Here is a 26,184-nt window from a genome sequence, read left to right on the forward strand (position 1 = left end):
CCGGGTAAAGGCGGGAATCGAAGACTTAAGACTTGACTTAGAACTGCAGCGGGGTCGCCTGACGCACGCCGGGGATCGCCTGCACCTTCGCGGCCACATCGGCCGGGATGGCGCTGTCGACCTCAACGAGGCAGATCGCATCCTCGCCGCGCGACGCACGGCCCAGATGGAAAGTGGCGATGTTGATGCCGGCATCGCCCAGCACCGTGCCCAGACGGCCAATGAAGCCCGGCTTGTCGGCGTTGGTGACATAGAGCATGTGCGGGCCCAGCTCGGCGTCGATATCGATGCCCTTGATCTCGACCACGCGCGGGTTCTTGTTCGCAAACAGCGTGCCCGACAGATGACGCACCTTGTCGGCATGGATGGTAACGCGCATCAGGGTCTGGTAGTCGCCCTCGCGATCATGCTTGACCTCGGAGACCTCGATATTGCGCTCCTTGGCCACCAGCGGCGCATTGACCATGTTGACGCTGCTGAGCTGGCGGCGCAGCAGGCCTTCCAGCACGATGGCGGTCAACGGACGGGTGTTCAGCGTCGCGGCATGGCCTTCGTACTCGATCACGACCTTGGTCAGATTGGCTTCAGCCAGCTGACCGACGAAGCTGCCCAGCTGGGCGGCCAGGGTCATGTAGGGCTTCAGCTTCGGCGCATCCTCGGCCGAGACCGACGGCATGTTCAGCGCGTTGGTGACAGCGCCGTTCAGCAGATAGTCGGCGATCTGCTCGGCCACCTGGAGGGCGACGTTTTCCTGGGCTTCGTTGGTCGAAGCGCCCAGATGCGGGGTCGCGACAAAGCGTTCATGACCGAACAGCACATTTTCCTTGGCCGGTTCGGTGACAAACACGTCGAAGGCGGCACCGGCCACCTGGCCGCTATCCAAAGCGTCTTTCAGAGCCGCCTCGTCCACGAGACCGCCGCGGGCGCAATTGACGATGCGCACACCCTTCTTGGCCTTGGCCAGCGCCTTGGCGTCGAGGATGTTCTTGGTCTGCTCGGTCAGCGGGGTGTGCAGGCTGATGAAATCGGCGCGGGCCAGCAGATCGTCCAGATCGACCTTCTCGATACCGAGCGAAGTGGCGCGTTCCGGCGTGAGGAAAGGATCATAGCCGATCACCTTCATCTTCAGGCCCTGGGCACGGTCGGCCACAATGGAGCCGATATTGCCGCAGCCGATCAGGCCCAGCGTCTTGCCGTACATTTCGACGCCCATGAAGCGGTTCTTTTCCCATTTGCCGGCCTGTGTGGAGCGGTCGGCCAGCGGAATCTCGCGGGCAAGAGCCATCATCATGGCAACGGCGTGCTCGGCAGTGGTGATCGAATTGCCGAACGGGGTGTTCATGACGCAGACGCCGCGCGCAGTGGCAGCCGGAATGTCGACATTGTCGACGCCGATCCCGGCGCGACCAACAACCTTCAGCTTCTTGGCGGCCTCCAGCACCTTGGCGGTCACCTTGGTGGCTGAGCGGATGGCGAGGCCATCATAGTCGCCGATAATGGCGAGCAGCTCTTCCGGCTTCAGGCCGGTCTTGATGTCGACCTCGACGCCGCGGGTCTTGAAGATGTCGACGGCGGCGGGGCTCAGTTCGTCGGAGATCAGAACCTTGACCATGGGAAAGTCCTCGGATGTCAGAATGAAAATGGGGAAAGAAGAACGGGCGCAGCTCTCGCCGCGCCCGTGGATCGGTTGATCAGGCGGCCGCAGCCGGCTTGTAGGTGGCCTTCACGTCCGCGAAGGCCCAGTCCAGCCAGGGGCAGAGCGCCGCCACATCGGCGGTTTCCACCGTGGCACCGCCCCAGATGCGCAGGCCCGGAGGCGCGTCGCGATAGGCGGCGATGTCGAGGGCAACACCCTCCTTCTCCAGCACGGCAGCAATCTGCTTGGCAGCGGCTTCCTGGTCCTTCTCGCCAAGGGCGGTGAACCAGGGATCGACCACCTTGAGGCAGATCGAAGTGTTGGAGCGCACGGCAACATCGCCGGCGAGGAAATCGACCCAGGCGGTCTTGGCTGCCCAGTCGGTGATCGCCTGCAGGTTGGCTTCCGAACGGCTGATCATGCCCTTCAGGCCGCCAACGCTTTCGCCCCACTTCAGGGCGTCGATGATGTCTTCGACGCAGAGCATCGAGGGCGTGTTGATCGTCTCGCCTTTGAAGATGCCGTCGATCAGCTTGCCGTCCTTGGCCATGCGGAAAATCTTCGGCAGCGGCCAGGCCGGGGTATAGGTCTCCAGACGCTTCACAGCGCGCGGGCTCAGCACGATCATGCCGTGCGCAGCTTCGCCACCGGTTGCCTTCTGCCAGGACCAGGTGGTGACATCGAGCTTCGACCACGGCAGGTCCATGGCGAAGACAGCCGAGGTGGCGTCGCAGATGGCAAGGCCCTGACGGTTGTCGGCAATCCAGTCGCCGTTGGGAACCTTCACGCCCGAGGTGGTGCCGTTCCAGGTGAAGACGACGTCGCGGGCCCAGTCGACCTGCTTCAGGTCGGGGATCGCGCCGTAGCCGGCCTTCAGCGTGCGGACATCCTTGAGCTTCAGTTCCTTGGCGATATCCGAGCCCCAGCCGGCACCAAAGCTTTCCCAGGCCAGCACGTCGACGCCGCGTTCGCCCAGCAGCGACCACAACGCCATCTCGACGGCACCGGTATCGGAGGCTGGCACGATGCCGATCTTGTAGTCGGCGGGAATGCCGAGAATCTTGCGATGCAGCTCAATGGCCTCGACCAGGCGCGCCTTGCCCTCTTTGGAGCGATGCGAGCGGCCCAGCAGGGCATTCTTGAGGATTTCGGGGGTCCAGCCGGGGCGCTTGGCGCAGGGGCCGGAAGAGAAATGCGCGGATTTGGGGCGCAGGGCAGGCTTCGTCATGTGTCTATCCTTCCAGATAGTAAGCGCCCCGTTGGGGGGGCGTGTCCCGCGGCCCTTCTACCCGGAGTCGGGGGCCGGGCGCAACCGCCAATGTGATGGAGATCGCAACTTGCGCATAAAATTGGAGTTTCTGACCGTCGCGGTCCGCACCGGTATGACGCAGACTGCCGGCCATGCCGAAACGTTTACAATTCTGGTTCACCTGCATCGCCATCTTTGTCGGACTGGCTGCCCTGGTTCGTCTGGCCCTGACGATCTGGGTGGCACTCGAAACGCCGGACTCCATCGGCGCCTTCACCGCCGCCTGGGTCGTGGGCCTGACCGACGATCTGGCCACGGGCCTGGTGCTGGGTCTGCCCTTCCTGATGGGACTGTATCTGTTTGCCCGGCCACTGCGCTGGCGTGCCGTCATGATCCCGGCGCATCTGTTACTGCTGTTGCTGCTCGGCCTTGTCGTGTTCAGCGCCGTCGCCGAACTGTTCTTCTGGGAAGAATACAACAGCCGCTTCAACGGCATCGCCATCTACTACCTGATCTTCCCCAAGGAAGTGATCGGCAATATCCGTGAGTCTTTTGACCTGCGCTATTATCTGCCGCCGATCGGAGCCGTCGTACTGCTGATCTACGCCTTACTCTGGCGCCGCCTTACGCAAGCCCTGAAGACGCCTTTCGTCAGAAGCGAGCGGCGGCGAGCGCTGGCCGCGGCGACTATCACTGTCGTCCTTGCGCTGCCCTTCGTGCTGCTCGGCCCCTGGGAGCCGGTCGCGACCCGCACCGTCAACGAACTGGCGGTGAACGGCATGCACAGCATCCTCAATGCCTATTTCACAAACGACAGCAAATACGATGGTGTCTATGCCGGCATCCCGGAAGAAGAAGCTTTGCCGTTGCTGCGGGATATGGTGAAACAGGATAATACCACCAATCTGGCCACTCCGAACGAACGCAGCATCCGCCGTCACGTTAATAACGGCCCGGCGCCCGCGAAAAAGCTGAACGTGGTGCTGATCCTGGAAGAGTCCTACGGCTCAGTCTATTTCGAGGATGTGTTCGACCCGAAGCAGAAAGACTACTGGCAGACGATGTCGCCGAACTGGCATCGCATCGCCGAAGACGGCCTGCTGTTCACCAATATCTACGCCACCGGCGACCGCACGGTGCGCGCGCTGGAGGCGGTGTTCACCTCATTCCCACCGATCCCCGGCATTTCGACCGCGCGCCGCGCCGGCTCGGAAGGCATGAACTCGCTGCCCTTCCTGCTGGAGAAATTCGGCTATCGCACCGCCTTCCTCTACGGCGGCCCGACCAGCTTCGACAACATGGGCTATTTCTGGAAGACCATCGGCTTCGACAAGGTGATGGGCCAGGCCGATATCGCCGACCAGAGCTTCAAGACCATCTGGGGCGTGGCCGACGAATACATGTTCAAGGAAGCGCTCAACCGCATCGACCAGATGGCGGCCGAACCCGGGCCGTTCTTCTTCTCGGCGCTGACCGTAACCAACCATCGCCCGTTCATGTTCCCAGAGGGGCGTGTGCCGTTCAAACCGGCGCCGAATGCCCGCGACCACGCCGCCGCCTATGCCGACTGGGCACTGGGCCAGTTCATCGACGCGGCACGCAAGAAGCCGTGGTTCGAGGATACCGTCTTCGTCATGCTGGGCGATCACGGGCCGAAGGTCTGGGGCGCGGCGCAGATTCCGGTACAGGCATTCCGCGTGCCGATGATCGTGCTGGCACCGAAATACATCAAACCCGAACGCAATCCGGTGCTGGGCTCCAGTATGGATGTCGGCCCGACCCTGCTGGGCATCCTGGGCCTGAGCTATGACAGCCCGTTCTTCGGCATCGACCTGCGCCGCGCGCCGCGGGACGGCACCGGCCGCATCGCCATGGCGCATAATTTCGATGTGGCGGTAGGCGATGGCAACAATGCCGTGGTGCTGACCCCCAAAGGCGGGATGACGCCCTACAAGATGCGGACCGGCCCTTATCAGCTGGAACGGATAACCCCTGAAGCGCTACCCGAGTTGATCCGGAAGCAAGCGGCGGCCCAGACCCAGACGGCGCACCGCATGTTCTATGCCCGGCAGTATCACGAACTTTCGGCCCCCTGAGGGCAGGAAACCGCCGTCAGTTCCGATGGTCGGCCTGATGCGCTTCCTTCTGGGCCAACTCCATCAGGGTCGGCGCACGCTCGGAAACCTCACGCAGGATCGTCTCGGCCACCGTCAGGCGTTTGCGCGAGTCATCATCCAGAATGCCCTGGATCTTCTCGCGATCGATCCGCCCCACTGTTTCGTGTAGCTCCCAGATGGTCGACAGAAACACCTTCTGCGTACCCATAGGCAGTACTTCGGCATTCTCCAGCGCCGGAAAGACCCGCAGCACCACTTCGATCTTAAGGCGCAGAAGATCGATGATCAGCGTGCTGTGATAATCCTTCATCTGGGCCAGTGCATCGGTCTCCGCATTTTCCATACGGTCTTCGATCAACACCAGCACGCCCTCGATCTCGGTCAGCGCGGTGCGGTATTCATAATAAGGTTCATAGGCTGCCTTGCCGATACGGGCAATCGCATCTTCAGCGATCTTGCGGGCACGCTTGGTTTGGCGCTTGAGCGCATCGAGCAGAGTTTCGATCTCCGCTTTCTTGTAGCGTTTTCCGGCAATCTTGGTCATGAGCTCTCAGCTTGCCCCTCTGCGAGCAGTTTAACCAATTCACCCACGTTCCGGCCACAGACGATGCAGGCTGTCACATAAAAAACTGGATTCGTTCTTTAAAAAAAGCCGGCCGCCCGAAGGCGGCCGGCTCTGTGTTCCGGCAAGAATTAGTGAGGATCGACTCAGTCGATCCTGGCGCCTGAAGCTTTCGCCACTTCACCCCAGCGCTTGATCTCGGCGTTGAGGAACGTGCCAAAGGCCGCACCGGTGACGTTTGGCACTTCAGAGCCGTTGTTCTTCCAGATTTCCGTCAACTCCGGCGTAGCCATCGCGGCCAGCACTTCCTTGGTCATGCGCTCGACGATCGGTGCCGGTGTCCCCTTGGGCGCCCAGATGCCATACCAGGTCGAGACCTCGTAACCGGGCACGCCCGCTTCGGCAGCGGTCGGCACATCGGGGAAGGCCGGAGAACGCTTGGGCGCGGCAACCGCCAGTGCCTTGATGCGGCCGCCCTTGATCTGCGCAGCCGAGGAACCGAGACCGTCGAAGATCATCTCGATGGCCTGTCCACCGACCAGATCTTGCATGGCCGGACCCGCACCGCGATACGGCACATGCGCGATATCGGTCTTGGTCAGCATCTTGAACATTTCGCCCGCCAGGTGATGCGCGGTACCATTGCCGGCCGAACCATAGCTCAGCTTGCCCGGCTTCGCCTTGGCTTCGTCGATCAGCTGCTTCAGCGTGGTGGCCGACGTGCGGCTGGTATTGATCACCACCACCTGCGGCGGCTGCGCGATCAGGGCAACGGGGACGAAATCCTTCTCGATATCGTATTCGAGCTTGGGATAGACCGCCGGAGCAATCGCATGGTGGGCTGCGCCAACGAAATAGGTGTAGCCATCGGGTGCCGCGCGCGCCGCCACGGCTGCGCCGACCGTACCGCCAGCGCCGCCGCGGTTGTCGATGATGATCTGCTTGCCCAGCTTGTTGCCCAGATGGGCGGCGAGCGGACGGGCGAAGGCATCGGTGCCGCCGCCGGCCGGGAAGGGAACGATCATGGTGATCGGCTTGTCGGGCCAGGCCTGCGCCTGGGCCGCACCGCCGAAGGTAACTGCGGCAAGAACCGCTGTAGTGAGTGCCAGAATCCGCCGCATGTGATCTCTCCCTTCTAAACGCCCCAGTTGATCCGGTGACGCGTGTTTCCTCAGGATCAGGAGTCTTAAGGCAAAGCCGGCTGCAGACCAACGATTTCGTTGGACCTGCAACCTTTTTGTGCACCTGCGTTCATCCTGCGGGAATGAGCAGCGCCACCAGGGCCAGAATTGCGAAAGCCACCGCCGTGACATAGCGCACCGGGGCGAGCGGTAGACGGCGCATCAGCGTTTCGCCCAGCATCACCACCGGTACGTTCGCCAGCATCAGACCCAGCGTGCTGCCCAGAGTCACCAGCAGGATCGCGTCGAATCGCGCCGCCAGTGCCGTAGTGGCGAGCTGGGTCTTGTCGCCGATCTCGGCCACGAAAAAAGCAACCAGCGTCGTGAGGAACGCGCCCCAGCGTCCCGGCCTGGGCGCGGCATCGTCGTCCAGCTTGTCGGGGATAAGGGTCCAGATCGCCATGGCCGCAAAGCTTGCCGCCAGAATCCAGCGCAGGACACGGGCATCGAACTGGCCCTGCAGCCAGACGCCGATAGCGGCGGCGACCAGATGATTGGCGATGGTTGCAGCGAGAATGCCAGCCAGGATCGACCAGGGCTGGCGGAAGCGCGCCGCCAGCAACAAGGACAGGAGCTGCGTCTTGTCACCGATTTCGGCAATAGCAACGAGGCCGGTGGTGGTGAGAAAGGCTGTGAGCATGGGGCACGATGGGGACCGGGCGGCGAATGAGGCCATAGGCTGTCCCGTCGCCGCCCGGTCCGGGTGTCGACAGTACAAGCCTAAGGTCTCGCCATACCGGAATGCTCCGGTCCGAAAGCGCCAAGGTGAGAGGGCTGGTCTCCGCTCGCCTAGTCTGTTGACGCTCTCCCCGCTCGACCTTTTGCAAGGCGGCAGACGGCTACTCCCCAAAGGGTGCGGGGACTGTGTAACGCGGAACGATGAAAGCGCCAAGGCCCTCGCTGTCGCATACGTGGATATTCTATTTACGGGAGATATACTTGAAAGACTCAATCAGAGATGATTGAGTTGATGCGAACAAACGATAAACGGAAAGATCATGGTCGCTCGCTGCCGAACCGTCGCCTTCCACGGCATCGAGGTCATGCCAGTGGATGTGCAGGTCCAGCTCGCCAACGGCCTTCCGGCCTTCAGCGTGGTCGGTCTGGCCGACAAGGCCGTGGGGGAAAGCCGGGAGCGCGTGCGCGGGGCGCTGGGCGCCATCGGACTGGCGCTGCCACCCAAGCGCATCACGGTCAATCTGGCGCCGGCCGACCTACCCAAGGAAGGCAGTCACTACGATCTGCCGATCGCGCTTGCCCTGCTGGCCGCGATGAACGTGCTGCCGGGTGATGCGCTGGACGGCTATGTGGCCCTGGGCGAACTGGGGCTGGATGGCGCGGTTGGTTCCGTTACCGGGATCCTGCCCGCTGCACTGGCTGCGCATGCAGAGGATCGCGGCATGATCTGCCCGCATGCACAGGGCGGCGAAGCAGCCTGGGCCGGCGATGCAACGCGCGTACTGGCCGCACCGACACTATTAGCGCTGATCAATCACTTCAAAGGTACGCAAGTACTCGTCCCACCGGTCGCACGGATCGCCGAGGATAGCCGCACTGTGGCGGACCTGCGCGACATCAAGGGACAGGATAGCGCCAAGCGCGCTCTCGAAATCGCTGCCGCCGGCGCCCATAACCTTCTTATGCTGTGGTCAAAAGGACCAAATAGTAAATACGGCGGCTAGAACTGTATTGGGATATAAAGTGGTAGCCAACTTGGGGGAAAGAAATGACGGCGGCGCCTTGGACAGGTTTGCAGGCATTCCTTATGGACACTCCCCTCTACGAAGAGGTGGAAATCCTATCGCAGTGGAATGCTTCACCGCTGAGCGCCAGCCCGCGCGTGCTCTGCATGGCGCACAATGTCATGTTCGACGGCTTCTGCCCAAGATGCGGGAAGCTAAGCACCTTCCACCATAATTCAGACGGGTTGGGCCTCTCGACTGCCCCCGAAATTGATCGCGTGCGCGGCCATACGTACTACACCGTCCAGTGCGCCCGAGATAAGAATCACCAAATTCGATTCCAACTATTTATCGGCGCCAGCACAGTTAGGAAAATCGGCCAGTTTCCCTCGATCGCGGACATAGCAAGCGCCGAGGTGAGAGAGTATGCGAAGGTTTTAGACCAAACTGACCGCGTGGAACTGAATCGTGCCATCGGTCTTGCGGCCCACGGCGTCGGCATCGGCTCCTTCGTTTACTTGCGCCGCATCTTCGAGCGCATGATTGAGCGCCGCTTTCAGGAACATAAAACGGCAGAAAACTGGACTGATGCCGACTTCGCCCGCCTCCGGATGGAGGAGAAGATTGAGCAACTCAAGGTATATCTACCTGAGTTCCTCGTCAAAAATAGACGCACCTATTCCATATTGAGCATCGGTATCCACGCGCTAACCGAAGAGGCGTGCCTTGCAATGTTTAAAGTCCTCCGCAGCTCAATCTTGATCATGCTGGAAGAGGACGAAGAACGCCGTCGGAAGGACGCGATGAAGTCCGCAATGGAAATGGAGCTGCAGGCGCTCAACCAGTTCTTGGCGAAGCAGCCGACGCAAGAGGATGGCTAAACCCAAAGGGTCATTTCCCGGTCAGATATTCGATGCCGGCTTCCGCACCCCGGACGGGGCCAAGCGCGGCAAGGCAACGAACGCGGTTTTCGCTATCGGCCGGGTGGTCGGTGACCAGTGGGAGATTGTGGGTACCGGGTTCTACATTTCCCCTTATGGCCTGTTTATCACCGCGCGCCACTGCTTCGAGATCAATGGCGCCATCGCTATCGAACATCCGCATTTCATCCTACATCAGCCCGACGACACGCATGTCCTCGTTCGGCCGATCTTGCGCGCGTGGCACTCGGTAGCAGACGTGGCCGTCGGCGTCGCAGCCGCCATGCAGCACCGCACAACCGGCGCACCCCTTGTCAACCCGTCCATTACGTTGACGCTTGAGCGTCCTCCGGTCGGCGCGCAGATCACGACCTACGCATACCCCGGCACTCAAGTGACAAGAGAAGGCACCACCACCACAATCCGCCTTACCCCCGCGTTCTTCGCTGGTCAGCTTTTGGAATACTTCCCCCATGGGCGCGACGCGCATCTGATTAACTGGCCCACTTACGAAACCGATATGCACATCCATGGTGGCGCCAGCGGCGGCCCTGTATTCAGTGAGCGCGGCACGGCCTTCGCGGTGAACACCTCCAGCCACACGCCGCATACCGATGTCTCCTACATCACCCCAATTGACCTAATTCTCGACGCAGAGATCGAGGGGCTCGACATGTCCGACGGGCGCGGTCCTCGTCCAGTCGGAATCCGCGAGCTCGCCAGACTTGGATGGGTTACATTCAACCCAACACCGCCAGAGCGACGCGCTCAACAAGAAACCTGAACGCTGAAAGGCGCTGCATGGTCGATGATGAAGTAGCCCTGCGCCTGATGATCGCCGCGCAGCATATGCACAATGCGCGATATGCCGGATCACCGCGTCAAGCGACGGTCGAGGGATACTCTGCCATCGATGCGCTATTCTCTGCGCTGCTTCTATCGATTAAGGAAACCCCACCGCGCAATCACAAGCACAAGCTCGAACTAGTCCAAAAGCGCCTGCCCGCTGCCTTCGATCACCACGTCGAAATACTACGCAACAATGGCAGACTCATTCACGGTTGCGTACCTTGGAATCGTCTTACTTCTTTCTACGAAAGTTGGCTCTCTGCCCGATATGACAGCTTTCAAGCAACAACAGACGAGGCCGTGACCCGGGTCGGCGAGGCATCTCGCGTCTACAACCACACCCTCCGTCACATAGGCATGGCGGCGGGTATTCCAGCGTTGGACCTCCGTGCCCACGTCCACCGTCTCGCGTTCGGCCACCACTTCTCAGCCGCTGACACGGCGGTCGGGCTGGTGCATGAGCGGCGATTTGCAGAAGCCGAACGGTTCGGCGAGGCTCGGGGTACCCGCCTAGCAACAAAGATGCTGGAGATATCCAACTACTGTGAGCTGTCCATTATCGCTGCCGATCCCCTCACTCAAAACATTATCGAGCTAGATCAGGAGCTGGCGAGTGAATGCGCCGAGCTGTACGAACGCTTCGTTTCCCTAATAACGCAAATACAGGTCAAACGGCACGATACACTGTCAGCCGGCGGGCACACTCCCGAACAGGCAGCCAATGGCATGAATGACTACATGCTGTCATTGAATATGCGCTTCCACGGCGGCACGTTGTCGGATATCGCAGACAGGTGGGGCAGAATGCTCTCGGCTTCTCTTAGCAGCCTATCCGACCACAAGGGTTAGGGGACCTCTATTGCGTCGGCTTCGCGGGCGGCTTCGTGCTTTCGTCCCACGCCTGCTTAATGAGACGCACCAGCCACCGAGAAAGGAAGCCGCCCCGAGGCGTACCTGCCAAATCACTGGTTGCTTGTTCCCGCGGATTAAACAGAAGGCGCTCGAAGGCCGCAGCCGTCATAGCCTTAACATGGGCATCCGCATCCTTTGCGGCTGCCATATCTTTAAAGCCGGGCAACGCCGCCGCGACTGTCTTCTTGAAAATGTACAGCTCACGAACGGCGTACAGTGTGCTGTAGCGACGGGCAAAGAAAAGCACTAGCACCAGTACTGGCGCAATAATCGCAATACGCACCGCGACTGCGCCGAGGATGTAGGCCCCTGCAGATGGGCCAGTAAGCCCATTCGGCACCGTGAAGACGGTGAATTCCGGAACGAAGTATGGAATGCCGAAGAACACAAGCGCGATCACCAGAGCCAAGGCGATAACAGACTTCACGTAGCGGCCCATGGCGTCGCTTAGCGGTGTATCCAGTTCCTTCGCAGACGTGGCGAAGCTGGACGATAAGCCCTCCGCCGTACCCCACTGCAGAGCATCCTTAGCATTGGCAATGATGGCGTCGGCGGTCGCGTTGTGGGTTTGTAGTGAAGCCACCAGCACCGCCAACTCCTCGGAACGCGTCTTAATCAAAGTATCGAGCGCCTGCTTACCCTCTGCAAACTGCTTGTTGCGTTCCGCGAGCTGAGCTTCAAAGTCAGTAAATTTCTTTTGGTATGCCTCGACCTGCGACTGCAGCGCCTGCGCCTGTGCGGCCACCGCCTCGATATCCCGCTGGAGTTTGTTTGCCTGCTCTAGGTTCGCATTGATCTTGACCACTGTCTCGTCGGTGGCCTGCTTGCTCGCCGCAGTACTCGCTACGTGCTCTGCCGCTCGCCGCACGTCATCACCTGCAGCGTTCGCGGCGGCCTTGATTTTCTTAAGGTGGTCAGCGGCTTCCTGTCGGGCCTTCGCTAGAGCCCCAAGCGCCTCCTCCACCCCCAACACAGCGCCCGTGAACGCGTCGTAACTCGCTGGCGACATGATCGACAGGATACGGTGGGCGCGATCAATGGCTGCATCAGCCGCTGTACGGATGTTCTGATAAACGTCTGCGAGGTTGGTGGGAATTTGGCCATTCTGCGATTGGACCGTGAAGCCGCTCGCATCTATGGACCCGAAGCCGCCATGGTCCTTTGTCACTGTCGCTAGGTGCGTCAGGAGATTGGTTAGTGTCTCCGCAACCCGGCCGACCTCCTTAGGCAGGCCAGTGAGATGATTGGCCGGCACAAGACTGAGCGCCGCTTCGGTGGCTGAGGCGATGCCCTCCACCATGCCGATCAAGGCGTGAATCTTGGCGTGGACGCCTGCAATGGACGGACTATCAATGCCCGTCGGGGCTTCCATATCAATTTTTGCGCCGCCAGCCGCCTCGATGCCATTGACGGCTTCAAAGGTCTTGCCATTCTGCTCTTTCAGCAACGCGAGTTGCGACGCAAGCTCGCCCGTGGTTCCAGCCGCCATGTTTTCTCTCCCCCGCGCCGCTGCCTACAGCGCCTCCCCATCTGAATACAGGGCGGCTGAGGGCGGCGCAATTATACGTGGTTCAGGTCGACTTATCGGTCAAAGCTGATTGCAATAGTATTCACAAGGCCAGCGCCGGCTCGATGGGCTAAGCCCCCGCTGCTGTCTTCTTGGCGGCGTTCGGATTGAGTGCGGCCTCAACGTCAACGACCTCTCGCACCTCATACCCAATAGGGCTCAAAAGGTACGCCGGGCCAGCCACGAGCTGCAGCGGCAGTATTAGCCCAGATCGCTGAGCACGGACCGCCACAGCCGTAGCATAGTCGCTGTTGGGGAACGGTAGTCCCTCACCCGCTACCCTATAGAGGGCGTCGCTCCAAATGCTTTGTTCCTTCGGCTTGGGCTGCGGCGCCGCGTGATACTTCCTATCCGCCGCCATAATTGCGCCGATCACAATGATTTCGTCGCGACTAAGCGTTGCCAGAGTATCGGCATACCTGAGGAAATCGCTCGCCCACAGGCGCTCTCTCCGAGCAAGCCCCACCATAGCCTGCACCAAAAGCCTGAGGTTCTCTGCTGTTGCTTGGTCACGGACCGCATGAGTGTAGCGGACAGCGCCGACAGCGAACTCGTTCACATTGGCAAGGTCCTCGGCCGTGGCACCCAACCGCTCCAGCTCGCTGTAGAATATTCGGCGACCCTCGGCGTGCTTTGCTGCGTAATACTCTCCGATTACCTTTGCGCCCAAACCGGCCACCGGACCAATCGGGTCGTATGCGTATGTGACCGCCGCCTCGATTACCGCGCTCAACGCCTCAGGAAGTTTCACGGCCGCTCAGCCCGTATGGCGGCGCGCGTTTCGACAATGCGTAACAGATGGGACGCCAAGACCAACATCTCCTGCACCTCTGCAGGGTCCGTTAGGGCCACCGTGCGGTGTGAGTGGGGGTTCTTGTAGGAGCCGATTGCGGCCGCGAACAGGTGCGCCAATGCCTCCCGCTCCGCTCGGGGCTGACGCATATCGGTCAGCGGGCCCTGCTCGGGATTGAAGGCGTTACGCATCAGTACTGTCCCAATGTCTTCCGGGGCATAACCGCCAGCATCACGCACGGCCACCTCGACCGCCTTGAAGGCGGCAAAAACGGCCACTTCAAACTCGCCACGCGCAAACAACAGCCACACTTGATCCGCAATTTGAGGATGAAGCATGTTTTTCGGGAAGGCGGCGGCTACTCGGAAATTGTCAAAGTCTTGACGGTCAGCCAGTCGGGCGCCCCTGCGGCTCATGCGGTGCCAGCCGTTGTTGCCGTTGAGGCCGCCTTGGGGGACCATCAGGCCCGTGACGGTTATCCAGTTCCACGCCTCGGCAATAGCCAACTCAACGTCCCGCTCCCGGTTCCTCGGGTACCGGGGCACATGATCGTTCCGCCCCTGATCAAAGATGTCGTGCGTTAAGCTTTGCGGATGAAAATTTCCGGGCCCGCCGTGCTCACCGCCACGGACGACGCGCATGATTGCAAAGGCGATCTCCTCGGGTTCGAGCCCGAGCAGAATCTCAACGTCAGGAATCTCTCGCGGTAGCGTCGTCACGGATCGTCTGCCTCGGTCCCTATGGTGCATCCGGGACCGCAGCGTGGCGAGTCAAAAAAACAGATAGTCCGTAACACGGGTAGGACTTGGGCGCGCCGCCTCTGACCGGTAAAACACCGATCGGTCCAACCTCACCAAGCCTTTTCCATGCAGGCGGTAAAAGATGGATCGAGCCAAACACGCCTAACCTTTTCGGAAGCGCGGCCTCAACGGTAAAAGATAAATAGGACCAGCAGGCTCGGACATTCGGGCCACCTGTAAAAGATGGATAGCCAAGTACAGGCCCGGCCATTTCACGCCGCCGGCAGCCGCTCCAAGAGGCGCTGCACCTGTGATGGCCCCCATTGCCCGCCACGCCGGCTAGGAACGCCTCGGGCGTTTAGGGCATCAGCGAGCGCCCGCACCGTCGAGGCCCCCTCAGCGCGTATCTGGGCGACCATAGGGGCAAGGTTCGAGGCGAACGCTGCTGCCTTCGCTGTCCGGGCCGCGATGCTCTGCGGCACCCCGAGGCGGTGGATGGTGTGGGAGTTCTTACGGCGCCCGCCGATTGGCTTCCGGGCTTTCCCGGTGCGGGCCTTGGCTGCCGCGAGGGCGGCCTTGGTGCGGGCGGAGATCATCTCGCGCTCATGCTCGGCGACGGCGGCGAGGACATGGACCGTCAGGCGGTTGGCCTGCGGGAAGTCCACAGCCACGAACTCCACCCCGCTCTCCATGAGGTTCGACACGAAGGCCACGTTGCGGGCCAGCCGGTCCAGCTTGGCGATCACGAGGGTGGCGCCGTAGACTCGGCAGGCGGCGAGAGCCTCGGCCAGCTTGGGCCGGTCATTGCGTTTGCCGCTCTCGATCTCCGTGAACTCGGCGACCATCTTCCAGCGACCGCCGTTGAGGTAGTCGGTGACGGCCTGCCGCTGCGCCTCCAGTCCCAGACCGGAGCGGCCCTGCCTGTCGGTGGAGACGCGATAGTAGGCGATGAAGCGGCCGGTGGTCATGGTCGTGAGCCCTGTTCCGTTAAGTGCAACGCTGGTTGCTATAAACGGAACAGACTGGTAAAGCAAGGGTGGGAGGCATCCGAGATGGTGGAACCAGTCAACTTGAAAGCCGTGGTAGCGGCGATTGCTGCCGCCTCGGACCGACTGATGGTTCCCCGAGCCAGTCCCGTCGGGGGACGAGGCGAGCCGCGCCGGTGTCACGTCAACGTGGCCCGGTGGGAGGAACGGCACCCCGAAGATACCGCTGTTTATGGGTGGCTCTTGATCGATATGAAGGAGATTGGCGAGGCCCATTTGCTCGCCCATTCCGTGATCCGCCTCAGTAATGGGGACCTCATCGACGTGACGCCGATGGATGGTGCGGCGGAGTATTGTTTCATTCCCCATCCGGGCGGCGACATTGAGTTCGCCTCAATGATCTCCGGGATGGGCATAACAACGATTGTCTTCAACAGCACCACCACTCCATGGTCTGTGATGCACGTCGAAACGTCCCCAATCCAATAACCCCATCCCCCGAGGCCCGGCTGTAGCCCGGCCCGCCGCTGTGTTCCGGCAACGACAGAAGCAGCGTGCGAGGTGCCGGCGCACGCCGCCTATGGGCTGCAACCGGGCCTCGGAGGGGACCGCGCGGCGCTCGTAGCGCGCTGCTGCGGTGGGGATCGGTCACGGCAGTAGGCATACCCCGGACCGATGAAAGGGCGGCCGGCTTGGTGACCGACCGCCTCGTTACTTACAGAGCCGCCCCCGCTGCGGCGTCGTCATTGGCGACATTGGCGCTCGGCGCCGGGAGGGGTGACGCCGTGAGCTGCCACGGGCCGAGCAGGATGTAGAGCCCGAACTCATCCGACCAGCAGTCGGCGAGTTTATGACCGGGCAGTCGTTGCCGATCCTCGACGAACAGCTCAAAGCGGGGGCCGGCGATGTAAAGGCCGGCACTGGTATCGAAAGAGAAGGCACCAATTTGAATACGCACAGCATGTCTCCTGTTTGGAACAACGGGAGCTCTTTAATGAGTCATACGGAGTCTGTGCGGCAAGAAGTATATTTTCGCGTCTGCGCCCCATCGGACTCTTGAGGGCGCAAGAGGTCGCTGGCATGATTCAATCATCGCCGAACGCATCGTGCCGCAAGAGTGATAATCACCCAAGCGTTACGATGCCTCTGCATAGCGCCGCTCCGCAAAGGCTCGGCCGCGCGACCCATCCAGATACAGGTTCGACATCAGGCAGTTCAGCACGTCGCCGTCACGGTGTTGCGGGAACTGATCTGGCTTTGCCCGCGTGATTAGCCGGGCCAACCGGATCGGAGGCTCTCCTCGGCCAGCCCGCACTGGCGGATATAGAATGGGCCGGCACAGTCCGCAGCGACCACGGCGCAGCCGCCAACCCCACCGGAAGTAAGGCAGCAGTACCTCCGCAACAGCATCATCGACAAGGACGCTCTCGATCTCGCTTGGGTGGATGGGGAGTCGGGTGGGCATGATGATACCGGGGGCTAGGTCTGGACGTTGCTGTGGGGGTGGGGTGGCGGGGCCATGGGGGGAAAGTGCGATCACGCACCGAGCGGCAAGGCTCTGAGATTTTCCCATCAGACATTTCGATGTCTGGTCAGTCTGGCCGGGAGTGTGGCGGGGGAACTCTGGGCTCCTCTAGGAAACCTACAGGGGACCCTTATAGTCGCCTCTATAGATAACCCCCTCATCATCCCTTCCTTCTAAGGGGCAGGTTAATTGGTTGGGCCTGATCAGCCATGCCCCACCAACACCTTGCTAGAGATTCCGTAAGGTGACCCTAAGGGGACCTTTAGGGTAATACTCTAATAGATACTCTATTCATCCCTAGTCTAAGGGGGGCCCTAATCGAATTGCCCCTTCCAGAGCCCCCCACCAGAGCGTCGGTCACGGCAGCCCCCGCCAATGGCCATCAGGGCGCCGCAGAGAGTCGCCACAGAGCGGGCCGCTAGGGTGGTAGCTGAAATCCCCGATGCCTCTCCAGAGTCAGCAGAACGACTCCCAAAGGCATCTCTCGCGGGGCGCTGTCTCGCCTCTTGTGACGCAAAATCCCGCTGCCGTGCTCTGGGGATTCGAGAAGGGATCGGGCGGGCTTTCCTCGTCCGATCCCCATTAGAGCGGGCCGTGCTTGGACGCTCAGGCTGACGCTCGTTCTCTCGATCTAAGAGGCGGGTGAGGACCGCCACCGCCGACACTACGCAGCCCGTGCGGCGCCCGCAAGGATGAAGAGTTGGCTGTACGGTTTCCAAATCGTGGCGTAGGATTTTGCGTCACAAGCTACATGACCCGACCGCAGCAAAAGCAACACGAACTTGAGATGGTCCATGCCTACATGGGCCTTGTCTCGCTTGCGGGCGAAGTGCGGGACGGCGACGAGCCTCCCGACTTCGTCATTGAAACTCCAGCCGGTCCGGTGGCAATCGAAGTGCTGGAGTATCATCGCCCACACGTGACGGCAGCCGGCCACACGAGGCGCGAAGTCGAGGGCTCTTGGGAAGCCCTCAGGGACTTCATCGCCAACTACCGAGAAAGCCACCCCGAGTTAGATGGCCTACATGTCAGGTTGGAGTTCTCTGGCCTGCTCGTCCCGCCGAAGAAGGACCACGCCGCTTTTGTAGGAGCAGTCCGTGAGGCGATCCTCCCCGCCGCCGATCAGGCGCGGACAGCGAAAGATCGTTCTCGCAGAGCGATCAAGGTCAACGACACCCATCCTGAAGTCCTGCGTCGGTATTTGACCGCAATCGAAATTCGCCTCAGCAAGGTGGCCTATTTGGAATGGGACTGGAATCGAGATTTCGCGGGGGTTGGCACGAACGACGCTGAGATGTCTCAAATCGTGGGCCGTAAGATCGCGTCGTACCGTCCTGTAGGGGGTGCCGTCGAGAACACCCTGCTAGTCGTGGGTTGGCGGGGGCGCCTCTCTGAGGCAATGGCTCCGCTCGGTGCATGGCAGTTTGAGGGCTTTGCGCGGCTAAATGCCCTGCTGTCGGCCGGGCCTTTTGATCGCGTTGCGATACTTTGCATGCGCGACCTGATTTGGGAACGGGGAAGAGGCTGGCGGGACATACCGTCTACTGGTGGGAAGATATGACGCACGGCTGTGACAATAGAGGCAAACACAACCTCCGACCTGACTATCGAGCTCTGTGGGTCGCAGCCGACTATTCGGGCGAGATGGGCAGCGCCGTCACGTCGAAGCCACCTGGCCCAGACTTCCGACGCCTCTATCACATAACCAGCGCCGAATTTGCAGTTAGCAACCTTTGGCTAGGCCGCCTCAAGGTGGCGCGCATAAACGATCTCAATGACCCTTTCGAGTTCCTGCCGCATAAGAACACCAAAAGAGGAGGTTGGCATGAGGAGTCCCTCACTGCGAAGGAAGCGGCGCATAACGAGTACGGCCTGCTCTCTTTCAGTGAAGATTGGACAAGCCCCGCGCTTTGGGGGCATTACGGCGACAAGCACAGGGGCGTATGCCTCGGCTTCAATGTGCATTGCTCTTTGATCTTCAAGGTGGCTTATCAGCCTAATCGAGTTGAGGCCGCGCGTGCGAATCCCGGCTCACCGGAAACACCCCTAAATATCCAAGAGCGGCTCAGTGTGAAGAGCGCCGATTGGAGCTTTGAACGGGAATGGAGACGGCTCATTGAGCTATCCCAAGCTGAACAACACGGGGGGCTTCATTTCTTGCCTTTCAGCAAAGACATGGAACTGGCTGAGGTAATCCTCGGGGAACGGTGTAGCCTTCCGATCCAAGCCATGTGTATCAGAACGCGTGAGCGATACCCGCGCGCCTGCGTCATCAAGAGCAGGAGCGCCCGCCAACACTTCTCCGTAGTTCCAGACGAAGACACAGTTCCCGCCCTCATAGACTAGGGCAAGTCGTCGGGGCCCTGCGGGCGCGATAATCACGCTTGCCGTCCTTCGCCAAGGCAATCGCATCGAGCCGCTCAGCGAGCCTGATGCTGCCCCGAGGGTGCATCCGCTCCAGCACATCCAGTACGCCGTACTGGCTGGTGACGATGCGAATGTCGGTGGCGCGAGCTAATCGTCCTAGGATCGGACTGCCGCTATATCAAGTGGCCCGCTTGCTACCTTTGGCTTGTCGCTTGGGCTGCTCTTTCGGAAAATCCTCAACCCAAGCGTACACCACGCTGGTGACGCCGCCGTGGCGCCAATCAAAATCCAGTCGCCCACGCAGATAGTCAATCGTCACACCATTGAGTAACTGGCGCAGCACCGCATTGGTCGCCCGCCGGTCTGCGGCAGTAACCGCCCCACCTTCCCCCGGGTCGGGGAGGAGGCCGCCGAGTTCGGCCGCCCTGCGTCGCACGATGGTGGGGTCCAATGTTTCAAGACGCGCCGCACCGGCCTTAATGGTAATGGAGAGCTGCTCAAGTTCACCCTCAATCACCTCCATGCGGCGCGTGATTGTCGCCGGCCGCGCCTTGCCTCGCCGAAGGGCATTCATAAGCGACTGCAGCTCGTCGGTCAGCTCGGCGGAGACATGCCGAGCCGCCTCCACTTCCGCCTCAAGCGCGGTCGCTTCTTCACTGCCGGCCGGGCACTCCTCTATCAGCTTAGTCCATTGCTGTAAGAAGGCTCCCTCAACGACATCATAGGGGACCGTCTTATAAGTGCAGCCCGCCCCCATCTTCGCCTTCGCGCAAACAAAATACCGAAACGGTCGCTTGTCTTTCTTGCCTGTCTTGTTCGTGAGCGTCATCGTCTGCTCACAACGGGGGCAGCGTCCCAAACCGCCGAAGATATTTACTAGCGTCTCCTTCCCCTCCGCCACCGCTCGCGCCAACCTTCCGCGCGTCGGGTTCGCAACTGCCTGCCGCAAACTCTGGATGTTGTCGAAGTCCTCTTGGGAAATGATGGCAGGATAATAGCCGGGCACAGGCTCCAGCATCACCCGCCGCTTCTTGCCCCCTGAGAACTCCATCCTTCCCGGCACATAAATACCGACGACCGCCGGGTTGGTGAGAATCTTGTAAACGTATGAGCGGTGCCAGTGCTTGCCGAGGCGCCCCATGTGACCAAACACAGGAACACCGCCTTTATTCAGCCCGGCCGCAATGGGAATTAGGCCCGATCCCCGGAGGGCTTCTCGGAAGATACGCCGCACCACGGCGACGCGCTCTCGTACCTGCTTAAACTTGCCAGTGGTTTTATCGAGTGTCAGCCATGCGGGGCAGACCGAGGTCAGCGGCTTTGTTTGAGAGTTGGTGCGCTTCGCTTCCCAAGCCGCTGCGAGGCGTCGGGACTTAGTGGCACTCTCTTCATGGGCCCGAATAGCAACCATCATGGCCCACATGAGGGCCATAGGGTCGCGGTCGATGCCCTCCTCGTCGAACACCTTTCCGTCAGCCAGAGTGACCACCTTAACCTTCGCCTCGCAAATGCGCTCTAGCAAGCGCACCGCCTTGCGGGGAATGTCGCGCGACAGGCGATCAAGGCTCTCGATCAGGAAATATGAACCGGGCTCGATGACACCGTGCTCGGCCGCATAAAGGAACTCCGAAAGGTGGCCGTCCTCTGCATTGCCGCCTCGGAATGCGGAAACGCCGAGGTCCTTGAAGGTGAGCTTATCGTCCAGCACGAGGCCATTGCGGGCAGCATACTCGGCCGCCATTGACCGCTGGCGCCGCTGGCTATCGCCGGCCGCTTGTTCGGGGGTGGAGAATCGCAGATAGGAATAAGCCTTTGGCATAGCAGCGACATACCATTTGGTCCTTATGTCCGCAACCTGCTGCTGATCGGCCCGCCGGGTGCAGGCAAGTCGATGCTGGCACAACGCCTGCCTGGCATCCTGCCGCCATTGGACTCAGCCGAGATTCTGGAGGTCAGCATGATTGCCTCGCTAGCGGGCCAGATCGCCGACGGCCGCCTCACCCGTCGCCGTCCCTACCGCGCGCCGCACCATTCTGCCTCGATGGCCGCCCTTATCGGCGGTGGCCTGCGTGCCAAGCCCGGCGAAGTGAGCCTCGCGCATCTGGGGGTGCTGTTCCTGGATGAACTGCCCGAGTTCAACCGTCAGACACTCGACAGCCTGCGCCAGCCGTTGGAAACCGGACAGGCGGTAGTGGCGCGCGCCAATGCTCATGTCAGCTATCCAGCCCGCGTGCAGCTGGTGGCGGCCATGAATCCCTGCCGCTGCGGTCATCTGGACGATGCGGCACTCGCCTGTGCACGTGCGCCCAAATGCGCCGGCGAATATCAGGCGCGTCTGAGCGGCCCCCTGCTCGACCGTATCGATCTCTCGCTGGATGTGCCCGCAGTGGCAGTCTCCGATCTGACCGCGCCGCCGCCAGGTGAAGATTCCGCCACCGTCGCCGCCCGGGTGGCCGCGGCGCGCAATATCCAGCGAGAGCGTTATGCGGCGCTGGCGAAGCCGGGCGCGCCTCGCGTACGCACCAATGCCGAAGCGGATGGCGAGCTGCTGGAACAGGTGGCCGCGCCCGATACCGCCGGCCGCGACCTGCTGGCCAAAGCAGCCGAGGCCATGCATCTGACAGCACGCGGCTATCACCGTGTGCTACGGGTCGCCCGCACCCTGGCCGATCTGGATGGCGCAGACAGCGTGACGCGCAACCATGTGGCGGAAGCGCTCAGCTACCGCCGAATGGCCTTCGTGCGCTGACTGGTTACCTGCCGGTAAAGCGCCGCATACCGAAGGCGAACAGCAGACCGCCTGCATACATCAGAACGCCGTAAAGACCGCCCGGGATGGCGAGCGCGTCGTCCTGCAGCACCGTGCTGGCGATCACGATAGCCAGCGTGGCGTTCTGCACCGCCGTTTCGATGCCGAGGGTCACCGCCTGCGGTCGCGACAGTTTCGCCAGCCAGGCGACCACAAAGCCGACCGCCAGCATCAGCAGGTTGAGCCCGATGGCAAAGCCCGCCAGGCTACCGGCATTATCGCGCAGCAAAGTCCAGTTCTTCGCCACAGCGCCCAGCACGATCACGACGAACAGCACGGCCGCCAGCCGCGTTGCTCGCGGCTCCCAGCGCAGCGCCGCCGCCGACCAGCGATGACGCACCAGCATGCCCAGTCCCACCGGCACGCCCAGCATCAGGAAGATTTGCCCCATCATCAGGCCGACCGGGACCGTCACCGCCTGCGTGGCACTGCCGGCGAAATGCTGCATCGACCAGATCACGATCGGCGGCAGGGTGAAGATGGTCGCCACGCTGGCCACGGCCGTGAAGCTGACCGCGAGCGCCACATCGCCCCGTGCAATATAGGTCAGCAGGTTCGAGGTCGTACCGGTGGGACAGGCAGCCAGAATCATGAAACCGATGGCAAAGGTACCGGTCATGCCGACCAGTTTGAGCAGCGCGAAACAGATCACCGGCAACAACACGAAATGGCAGATGACGCCAACTAGCAGGGCGCGCGGCTGACGCACGATCCGGGAAAAATCGGCCAGTGTCAGACCCAACCCCAGAGAAAACATGATGAAGGCCAGAATGGCCGGCAGCAATATGCTGGTAACGATATCGCCTTCCATGAACATCTCCTCCTGCCGTCTCAAGCGGCATTGCCCAAACAATCTGACCGTATGTTCACGATAAGGGATGCCACATCCCGGTGCCATCGCCCAAACAGGCGTATTGTCAGGCCGCTATCGCAACCGCGATACTACGGCCACGACCGTAGCATCAGGGGCTGACCGGATCGCGCCGTCATGGCATGGTGACGCCCTGCATCACCCCCCAGAGTCGAATGATGGCCACCCAGACAACCGCCGTTACGCCTATCCGCTCATTCACCTTCGAGCTTCTGCTGCTGGCAATACTGGCGACACTCTGGGGTGCGTCCTACACCTTCATAAAACTGGGCGTAGCCACTATTCCGCCAATCACCCTGATCGCGGCCCGCACAGTGATCGCCGGCAGCGTGCTGCTGGTCATCATGCGCATGCGCGGCATCCGCATGCCACGGGATATTGCGACCTGGCGACATCTCGCCGTCCAGGCCTGCCTCAACTCCGTGATGCCCTTCACGCTGATCGCCTGGGCCGAAACCCGCATTGATGCGGGGTTGGCCGCAATCCTGAACTCTACCACGCCGATCTTCGCCTTCCTGATCACCTGGGCCATCACCCGCCATGAAGCCGTGACGGGACGAAAGCTGTTCGGCACGATATCGGGGCTGGGCGGCATCTGCCTGATCATCGGCATCGGCGCGCTGAGCGAGCTGGGCCAGGATTTGTGGGGCCAGTTGGCACTAGTCGCGTCTTCACTGTCCTATGGCGCGGCCGCCATCTACGGCCATAACTTCAAGCATCTGGATTCCATGGTGCCGGCGACCGGCTCGCTGCTCTGCGGCGCCGTGATCCTGGTGCCGGCAAGTCTGATCTTCGATCAGCCCTGGACCCTCTCGCCCTCCGACAGTTCAATCATGGCGCTGCTCGCCCTTTCAGTGCTGTCGACTGCACTTGCTTTCACCATCTATTTTCGGCTGGTGCGCACCCTGGGTTCGGTCGGTACGACCTCACAGGCTTACTTGCGCATTCCGATCGGCGTCGGCATCGGCGTGATTTTCCTGGGCGAACGCCTGTCATCAACGCTGTGGCTGGGCCTGATCTTTGTGGTGATCGGCGTCGCCGCGATGTCGATCCCGACGCGCAAGAAGGCCTGAAGGCCTAGCTGCTGAAGAATTCCTGGCAGACGATGATCATGGTCGGCGTCTTGCCGTCCGTGCCAAGCGGCAGCCAGAGCGCCTCATAGTCGAACCAGCGCCCATCCATCATCCGCCTGACCCGCGAGCAGACCGACTCGCCCCGCGTCGCCACAGCCTCGGCGCGCGGCAGAACCAGGGCGCGATAATCGGGCGGCAATTCATCGAGCCACTTGTTGGTGAAGTCGATGCCGCGCCGCCGGGCCTGGCCGCTGCCAACCAGTCGCGTCCGGAAGCGCAGCGGTTCACGGTGGATTTCCATCATGATCATCTGGCCGAGCGCACGGCGCATTTCCAGTGGATCGAGATCGGCGCGGGCCGGCATCTGCCGTCCGCGACACTTGTACCGCCAGTATTCGAGGATTTCGCGGGCGATTTCGCCTTGGCAATCAGCTGCGCGCGGATTCCAGATCACACTTTCCTGCGGCACTGGCTGTGCGGTGTCTTCCGGCTTAGGCGGGCCGCCTGACTCTTCGTCTGTGCGCTCGCCCGCCATCATTGATCAGGATGCTTCTTCAGACGGATAGATCGCGCCGAGGATACGGGTGACTTCGCCACCTTCCATCAGCGGCAGGGCGAGCTTATCGACTTGCAAGAATTCACGCGCCGAGGGGCTGGTGCGCGAGGCGTGCACCGGTGCGCCGATACGGCAAACCTGACGGTATTCCCGCAGGGGCTTGTCGCCGATAAAAATCATAGCCTCGCCGACAAGCTGATTGGTCAGGTCGAAACCGAACAGCTGCACAAGTTCGGTGCCATACAGGCGATAACGGAACTCATCTCCGGGAAGACAGTCGATCATCATCAGATGCCCGAACCAGGGACGGAGTTCTTCGGGCGAGAAGTCACTGCGTGGCGGCGCCTGCCGGGTGCCACGCTTGGCATTCCACAGTTCATAGAGGGCGCGCAGCTTAGGATGCGCAATCGCGGCAGCACCGCTGTCGTCCTCATAGGTGAACACCCGCTGTTTCAACTGCATCATCATGGCCGGCCTCGTGTTCCCGCCTCCGGCTCGGTGACCCCTTGGTCCGGCTCGAAGGCCCGTTTCATCAGGCCCGGCTTCCCACCCTATTACCCAGTGATTTTCCGGTAAGTCGCCGGAGGCGGAAGCGAAAGAATCGGTAACCTCTCGTCCTGCGCGTCTTCTGTCCCTTAAAAACGGGACAAAAACGTGATGAACGGGCTGAATCCGCTGTCCAGGGGCCGGTTGGTGTAGCCGAAGGGGCCCGAAATCGGTAAAAAAACCCCGGTTTCAGTTCATCCGGGCCAACACGATTCGATGCTGCACAAGACTGATGTTGCCGTTATCGGCGCCGGCCCTGTCGGCCTGTTCGCTATCTTCGAGTGCGGCATGGTCGGTCTGCGTTGCCATGTGATCGACACGCTGGACGCGATCGGCGGGCAGTGCAGTGCGCTTTATCCGGACAAACCGATCTATGACATTCCGGGCTTCCCCAAAATCTCGGGCGCTGACCTGGTGTCTCAGCTTGAGCAGCAGGCCAAGCCCTTCCTGCCGGTATTCCATCTGGGCCAGCGTGTCGACGAACTGGAACGGCTGGAGCGTGGATTCCGCCTGACTACATCCAAGGGCAACGTAATCGAGGCTGGCGCGGTGATCATCGCAGCTGGTGCCGGCGCCTTTGGGCCGAACCGCCCGCCGCTGGCCGATATCGAGGCCTACGAAGGTCAGCCAGGTGGCAGTGGCGTGCATTATCTGGTGCGTCGGCCGGACGATTTCCGCGGCCGACGCCTCGTGATCGCCGGTGGCGGCGACAGCGCAGTGGACTGGGCTCTCGCCCTGCACGGTGTAGCCGCACAGATCTGGTTTGTGCATCGCCGCGACCAGTTCCGTGCCGCCCCCGACAGCGTGGCCAAGCTGCGCGCACTCAACGGCCACGGCCTCGACATCGTGGTGCCCTATCAGCTGGATGCCCTGGAAGGCAGCAACAACGTACTGACCGGGGTGCGGATCAAATCGCTGGACGGCGCGGAAAAGCGTCTCCCCGCCGATGCGATGCTGGCCTTCTTCGGCCTGAAAAGTGATCTCGGGCCCATCGCGGCCTGGGGCATCGAACTGGAACGCCACCACCTACCGGTCGACCCGGCCACCTGCCAGACCTCGGTACCCGGCGTCTTCGCCATCGGGGATGTCGCCAGCTATCGCGGCAAGCTCAAGCTCATCCTGACTGGATTCTCAGAAGCGGCGTCGGCAGCACATGCGATCTATCCGCTGCTGCATGGCGGCAAGCCGCTGCATTTCGAGTATTCCACCTCGAAAGGCACACCCGGCCTGCCGAAGGCCTGAT

24 protein-coding genes and 1 pseudogene are annotated in these 26,184 nt (G+C 61.4%); 11 read left to right on the forward strand and 14 right to left on the reverse strand.

Annotated features, from left to right (window positions below; genetic code table 11):
* Positions 1–37: 37 nt before the first annotated feature.
* Together serA and AC1RRE_RS15110 are read right to left on the reverse strand one after the other, a co-directional pair.
* On the reverse strand, positions 38–1,612 hold the full coding sequence (serA, locus tag AC1RRE_RS15105; RefSeq protein ID WP_492982015.1) for a phosphoglycerate dehydrogenase: 1,575 nt from the start codon (positions 1,610–1,612) through the stop codon (positions 38–40).
* 79 nt (positions 1,613–1,691) lie between these two features.
* The gene (locus AC1RRE_RS15110) at positions 1,692–2,864 is read right to left on the reverse strand and encodes a phosphoserine transaminase (protein WP_492982016.1); all 1,173 of its coding nucleotides are present in this window, start codon (positions 2,862–2,864) and stop codon (positions 1,692–1,694) included.
* 173 nt (positions 2,865–3,037) lie between these two features.
* On the opposite strand from AC1RRE_RS15110, the gene AC1RRE_RS15115 reads away from it, so the two are divergent.
* Positions 3,038–4,981 carry an LTA synthase family protein gene (locus AC1RRE_RS15115; protein WP_492982017.1) on the forward strand — a complete coding sequence of 648 codons (1,944 nt, stop codon included), beginning with the start codon at positions 3,038–3,040 and terminating at the stop codon, positions 4,979–4,981.
* A 16-nt stretch (positions 4,982–4,997) separates the two neighbouring features.
* On the opposite strand, the gene AC1RRE_RS15120 is transcribed toward AC1RRE_RS15115, so the two are convergent.
* The 3 genes from AC1RRE_RS15120 to AC1RRE_RS15130 all read right to left on the reverse strand — a co-directional run bounded on the left by AC1RRE_RS15120 (position 4,998) and on the right by AC1RRE_RS15130 (position 7,385).
* On the reverse strand, positions 4,998–5,546 hold the full coding sequence (locus tag AC1RRE_RS15120) for a hypothetical protein (RefSeq protein WP_492982018.1): 549 nt from the start codon (positions 5,544–5,546) through the stop codon (positions 4,998–5,000).
* 164 nt (positions 5,547–5,710) lie between these two features.
* Positions 5,711–6,685, reverse strand: coding sequence for a Bug family tripartite tricarboxylate transporter substrate binding protein (locus tag AC1RRE_RS15125; RefSeq protein ID WP_492982019.1), 975 nt, complete (start codon positions 6,683–6,685; stop codon positions 5,711–5,713).
* 130 nt (positions 6,686–6,815) lie between these two features.
* Positions 6,816–7,385: a TMEM165/GDT1 family protein gene (locus tag AC1RRE_RS15130; protein ID WP_492982020.1), complete on the reverse strand. Its 570-nt coding sequence runs from the start codon at positions 7,383–7,385 to the stop codon at positions 6,816–6,818.
* 358 nt (positions 7,386–7,743) lie between these two features.
* On the opposite strand from AC1RRE_RS15130, the gene AC1RRE_RS15135 reads away from it, so the two are divergent.
* Genes AC1RRE_RS15135 through AC1RRE_RS15150 form a run of 4 tightly spaced genes read left to right on the forward strand, consistent with a single transcriptional unit; the run spans position 7,744 to position 11,045 of the window.
* A complete protein-coding gene (locus tag AC1RRE_RS15135; RefSeq protein ID WP_492982021.1) occupies positions 7,744–8,427 on the forward strand; it encodes a magnesium chelatase domain-containing protein in 684 nt (227 codons plus the stop codon).
* Between the two features lie 44 nt (positions 8,428–8,471).
* Positions 8,472–9,308: a hypothetical protein gene (locus tag AC1RRE_RS15140; RefSeq protein ID WP_492982022.1), complete on the forward strand. Its 837-nt coding sequence runs from the start codon at positions 8,472–8,474 to the stop codon at positions 9,306–9,308.
* Complete coding sequence (locus tag AC1RRE_RS15145; RefSeq protein ID WP_492982023.1) at positions 9,301–10,131, forward strand: trypsin-like peptidase domain-containing protein; 831 nt, start codon at positions 9,301–9,303, stop codon at positions 10,129–10,131. The genes AC1RRE_RS15140 and AC1RRE_RS15145 overlap by 8 nt, the downstream gene beginning before the upstream one ends.
* A gap of 17 nt (positions 10,132–10,148) precedes the next feature.
* Positions 10,149–11,045 carry a hypothetical protein gene (locus tag AC1RRE_RS15150; RefSeq protein WP_492982024.1) on the forward strand — a complete coding sequence of 299 codons (897 nt, stop codon included), beginning with the start codon at positions 10,149–10,151 and terminating at the stop codon, positions 11,043–11,045.
* 7 nt (positions 11,046–11,052) lie between these two features.
* Here AC1RRE_RS15150 and AC1RRE_RS15155 read toward each other — a convergent pair whose 3' ends face one another.
* The 4 genes from AC1RRE_RS15155 to AC1RRE_RS15170 form a co-directional block, all read right to left on the reverse strand.
* A complete protein-coding gene (locus AC1RRE_RS15155; protein ID WP_492982025.1) occupies positions 11,053–12,597 on the reverse strand; it encodes an Asp23/Gls24 family envelope stress response protein in 1,545 nt (514 codons plus the stop codon).
* A gap of 148 nt (positions 12,598–12,745) precedes the next feature.
* Positions 12,746–13,426 carry a hypothetical protein gene (locus AC1RRE_RS15160; protein WP_492982026.1) on the reverse strand — a complete coding sequence of 227 codons (681 nt, stop codon included), beginning with the start codon at positions 13,424–13,426 and terminating at the stop codon, positions 12,746–12,748.
* Positions 13,423–14,187 (reverse strand): TIGR02391 family protein, encoded by a 765-nt coding sequence (locus AC1RRE_RS15165; protein WP_492982027.1) that lies wholly within the window; start codon positions 14,185–14,187, stop codon positions 13,423–13,425. The genes AC1RRE_RS15160 and AC1RRE_RS15165 overlap by 4 nt, the downstream gene beginning before the upstream one ends.
* 293 nt (positions 14,188–14,480) lie before the next feature.
* On the reverse strand, positions 14,481–15,176 hold the full coding sequence (locus AC1RRE_RS15170; RefSeq protein ID WP_492982028.1) for a recombinase family protein: 696 nt from the start codon (positions 15,174–15,176) through the stop codon (positions 14,481–14,483).
* Positions 15,177–15,260: 84 nt separating this feature from the next.
* On the opposite strand from AC1RRE_RS15170, the gene AC1RRE_RS15175 reads away from it, so the two are divergent.
* Entirely contained in the window at positions 15,261–15,683 is a 423-nt protein-coding gene (locus AC1RRE_RS15175) for a hypothetical protein (RefSeq protein ID WP_492982029.1), read from the forward strand.
* Positions 15,684–15,909: 226 nt separating this feature from the next.
* Here the strand turns inward: AC1RRE_RS15175 and AC1RRE_RS15180 are convergent, their stop codons facing one another.
* Positions 15,910–16,152, reverse strand: a complete 243-nt coding sequence (locus tag AC1RRE_RS15180) for a hypothetical protein (protein WP_492982030.1) — start codon at positions 16,150–16,152, stop codon at positions 15,910–15,912.
* A 1,318-nt stretch (positions 16,153–17,470) separates the two neighbouring features.
* Here AC1RRE_RS15180 and AC1RRE_RS15185 point away from each other — a divergent pair.
* On the forward strand, positions 17,471–18,280 hold the full coding sequence (locus AC1RRE_RS15185; RefSeq protein WP_492982031.1) for a hypothetical protein: 810 nt from the start codon (positions 17,471–17,473) through the stop codon (positions 18,278–18,280).
* An 83-nt stretch (positions 18,281–18,363) separates the two neighbouring features.
* Positions 18,364–19,065, forward strand: a complete 702-nt coding sequence (locus AC1RRE_RS15190) for a DUF2971 domain-containing protein (RefSeq protein WP_492982032.1) — start codon at positions 18,364–18,366, stop codon at positions 19,063–19,065.
* Positions 19,066–19,264: 199 nt separating this feature from the next.
* Here the strand turns inward: AC1RRE_RS15190 and AC1RRE_RS15195 are convergent, their stop codons facing one another.
* Entirely contained in the window at positions 19,265–20,905 is a 1,641-nt protein-coding gene (locus AC1RRE_RS15195) for a recombinase family protein (protein ID WP_492982033.1), read from the reverse strand.
* Positions 20,906–20,938: 33 nt separating this feature from the next.
* Here AC1RRE_RS15195 and AC1RRE_RS15200 point away from each other — a divergent pair.
* A pseudogene (locus AC1RRE_RS15200) lies at positions 20,939–21,835 on the forward strand (YifB family Mg chelatase-like AAA ATPase); the annotation flags it as partial.
* Between the two features lie 4 nt (positions 21,836–21,839).
* Here AC1RRE_RS15200 and AC1RRE_RS15205 read toward each other — a convergent pair.
* Positions 21,840–22,706 (reverse strand): bile acid:sodium symporter family protein, encoded by an 867-nt coding sequence (locus AC1RRE_RS15205; RefSeq protein WP_492982034.1) that lies wholly within the window; start codon positions 22,704–22,706, stop codon positions 21,840–21,842.
* A gap of 218 nt (positions 22,707–22,924) precedes the next feature.
* On the opposite strand from AC1RRE_RS15205, the gene AC1RRE_RS15210 reads away from it, so the two are divergent.
* Positions 22,925–23,839, forward strand: coding sequence for a DMT family transporter (locus AC1RRE_RS15210; protein ID WP_492982035.1), 915 nt, complete (start codon positions 22,925–22,927; stop codon positions 23,837–23,839).
* A 4-nt stretch (positions 23,840–23,843) separates the two neighbouring features.
* Here AC1RRE_RS15210 and AC1RRE_RS15215 read toward each other — a convergent pair whose 3' ends face one another.
* A complete protein-coding gene (locus AC1RRE_RS15215; protein ID WP_492982036.1) occupies positions 23,844–24,293 on the reverse strand; it encodes a PAS domain-containing protein in 450 nt (149 codons plus the stop codon).
* Positions 24,294–24,380: 87 nt separating this feature from the next.
* Positions 24,381–24,863: a PAS domain-containing protein gene (locus AC1RRE_RS15220; RefSeq protein ID WP_492982037.1), complete on the reverse strand. Its 483-nt coding sequence runs from the start codon at positions 24,861–24,863 to the stop codon at positions 24,381–24,383.
* Between the two features lie 294 nt (positions 24,864–25,157).
* On the opposite strand from AC1RRE_RS15220, the gene AC1RRE_RS15225 reads away from it, so the two are divergent.
* Positions 25,158–26,183 carry an NAD(P)/FAD-dependent oxidoreductase gene (locus tag AC1RRE_RS15225; RefSeq protein ID WP_492982038.1) on the forward strand — a complete coding sequence of 342 codons (1,026 nt, stop codon included), beginning with the start codon at positions 25,158–25,160 and terminating at the stop codon, positions 26,181–26,183.
* Position 26,184 lies beyond the last annotated feature (1 nt).

The organism is Ferrovibrio sp. GW821-FHT12D07 (assembly GCF_058807275.1).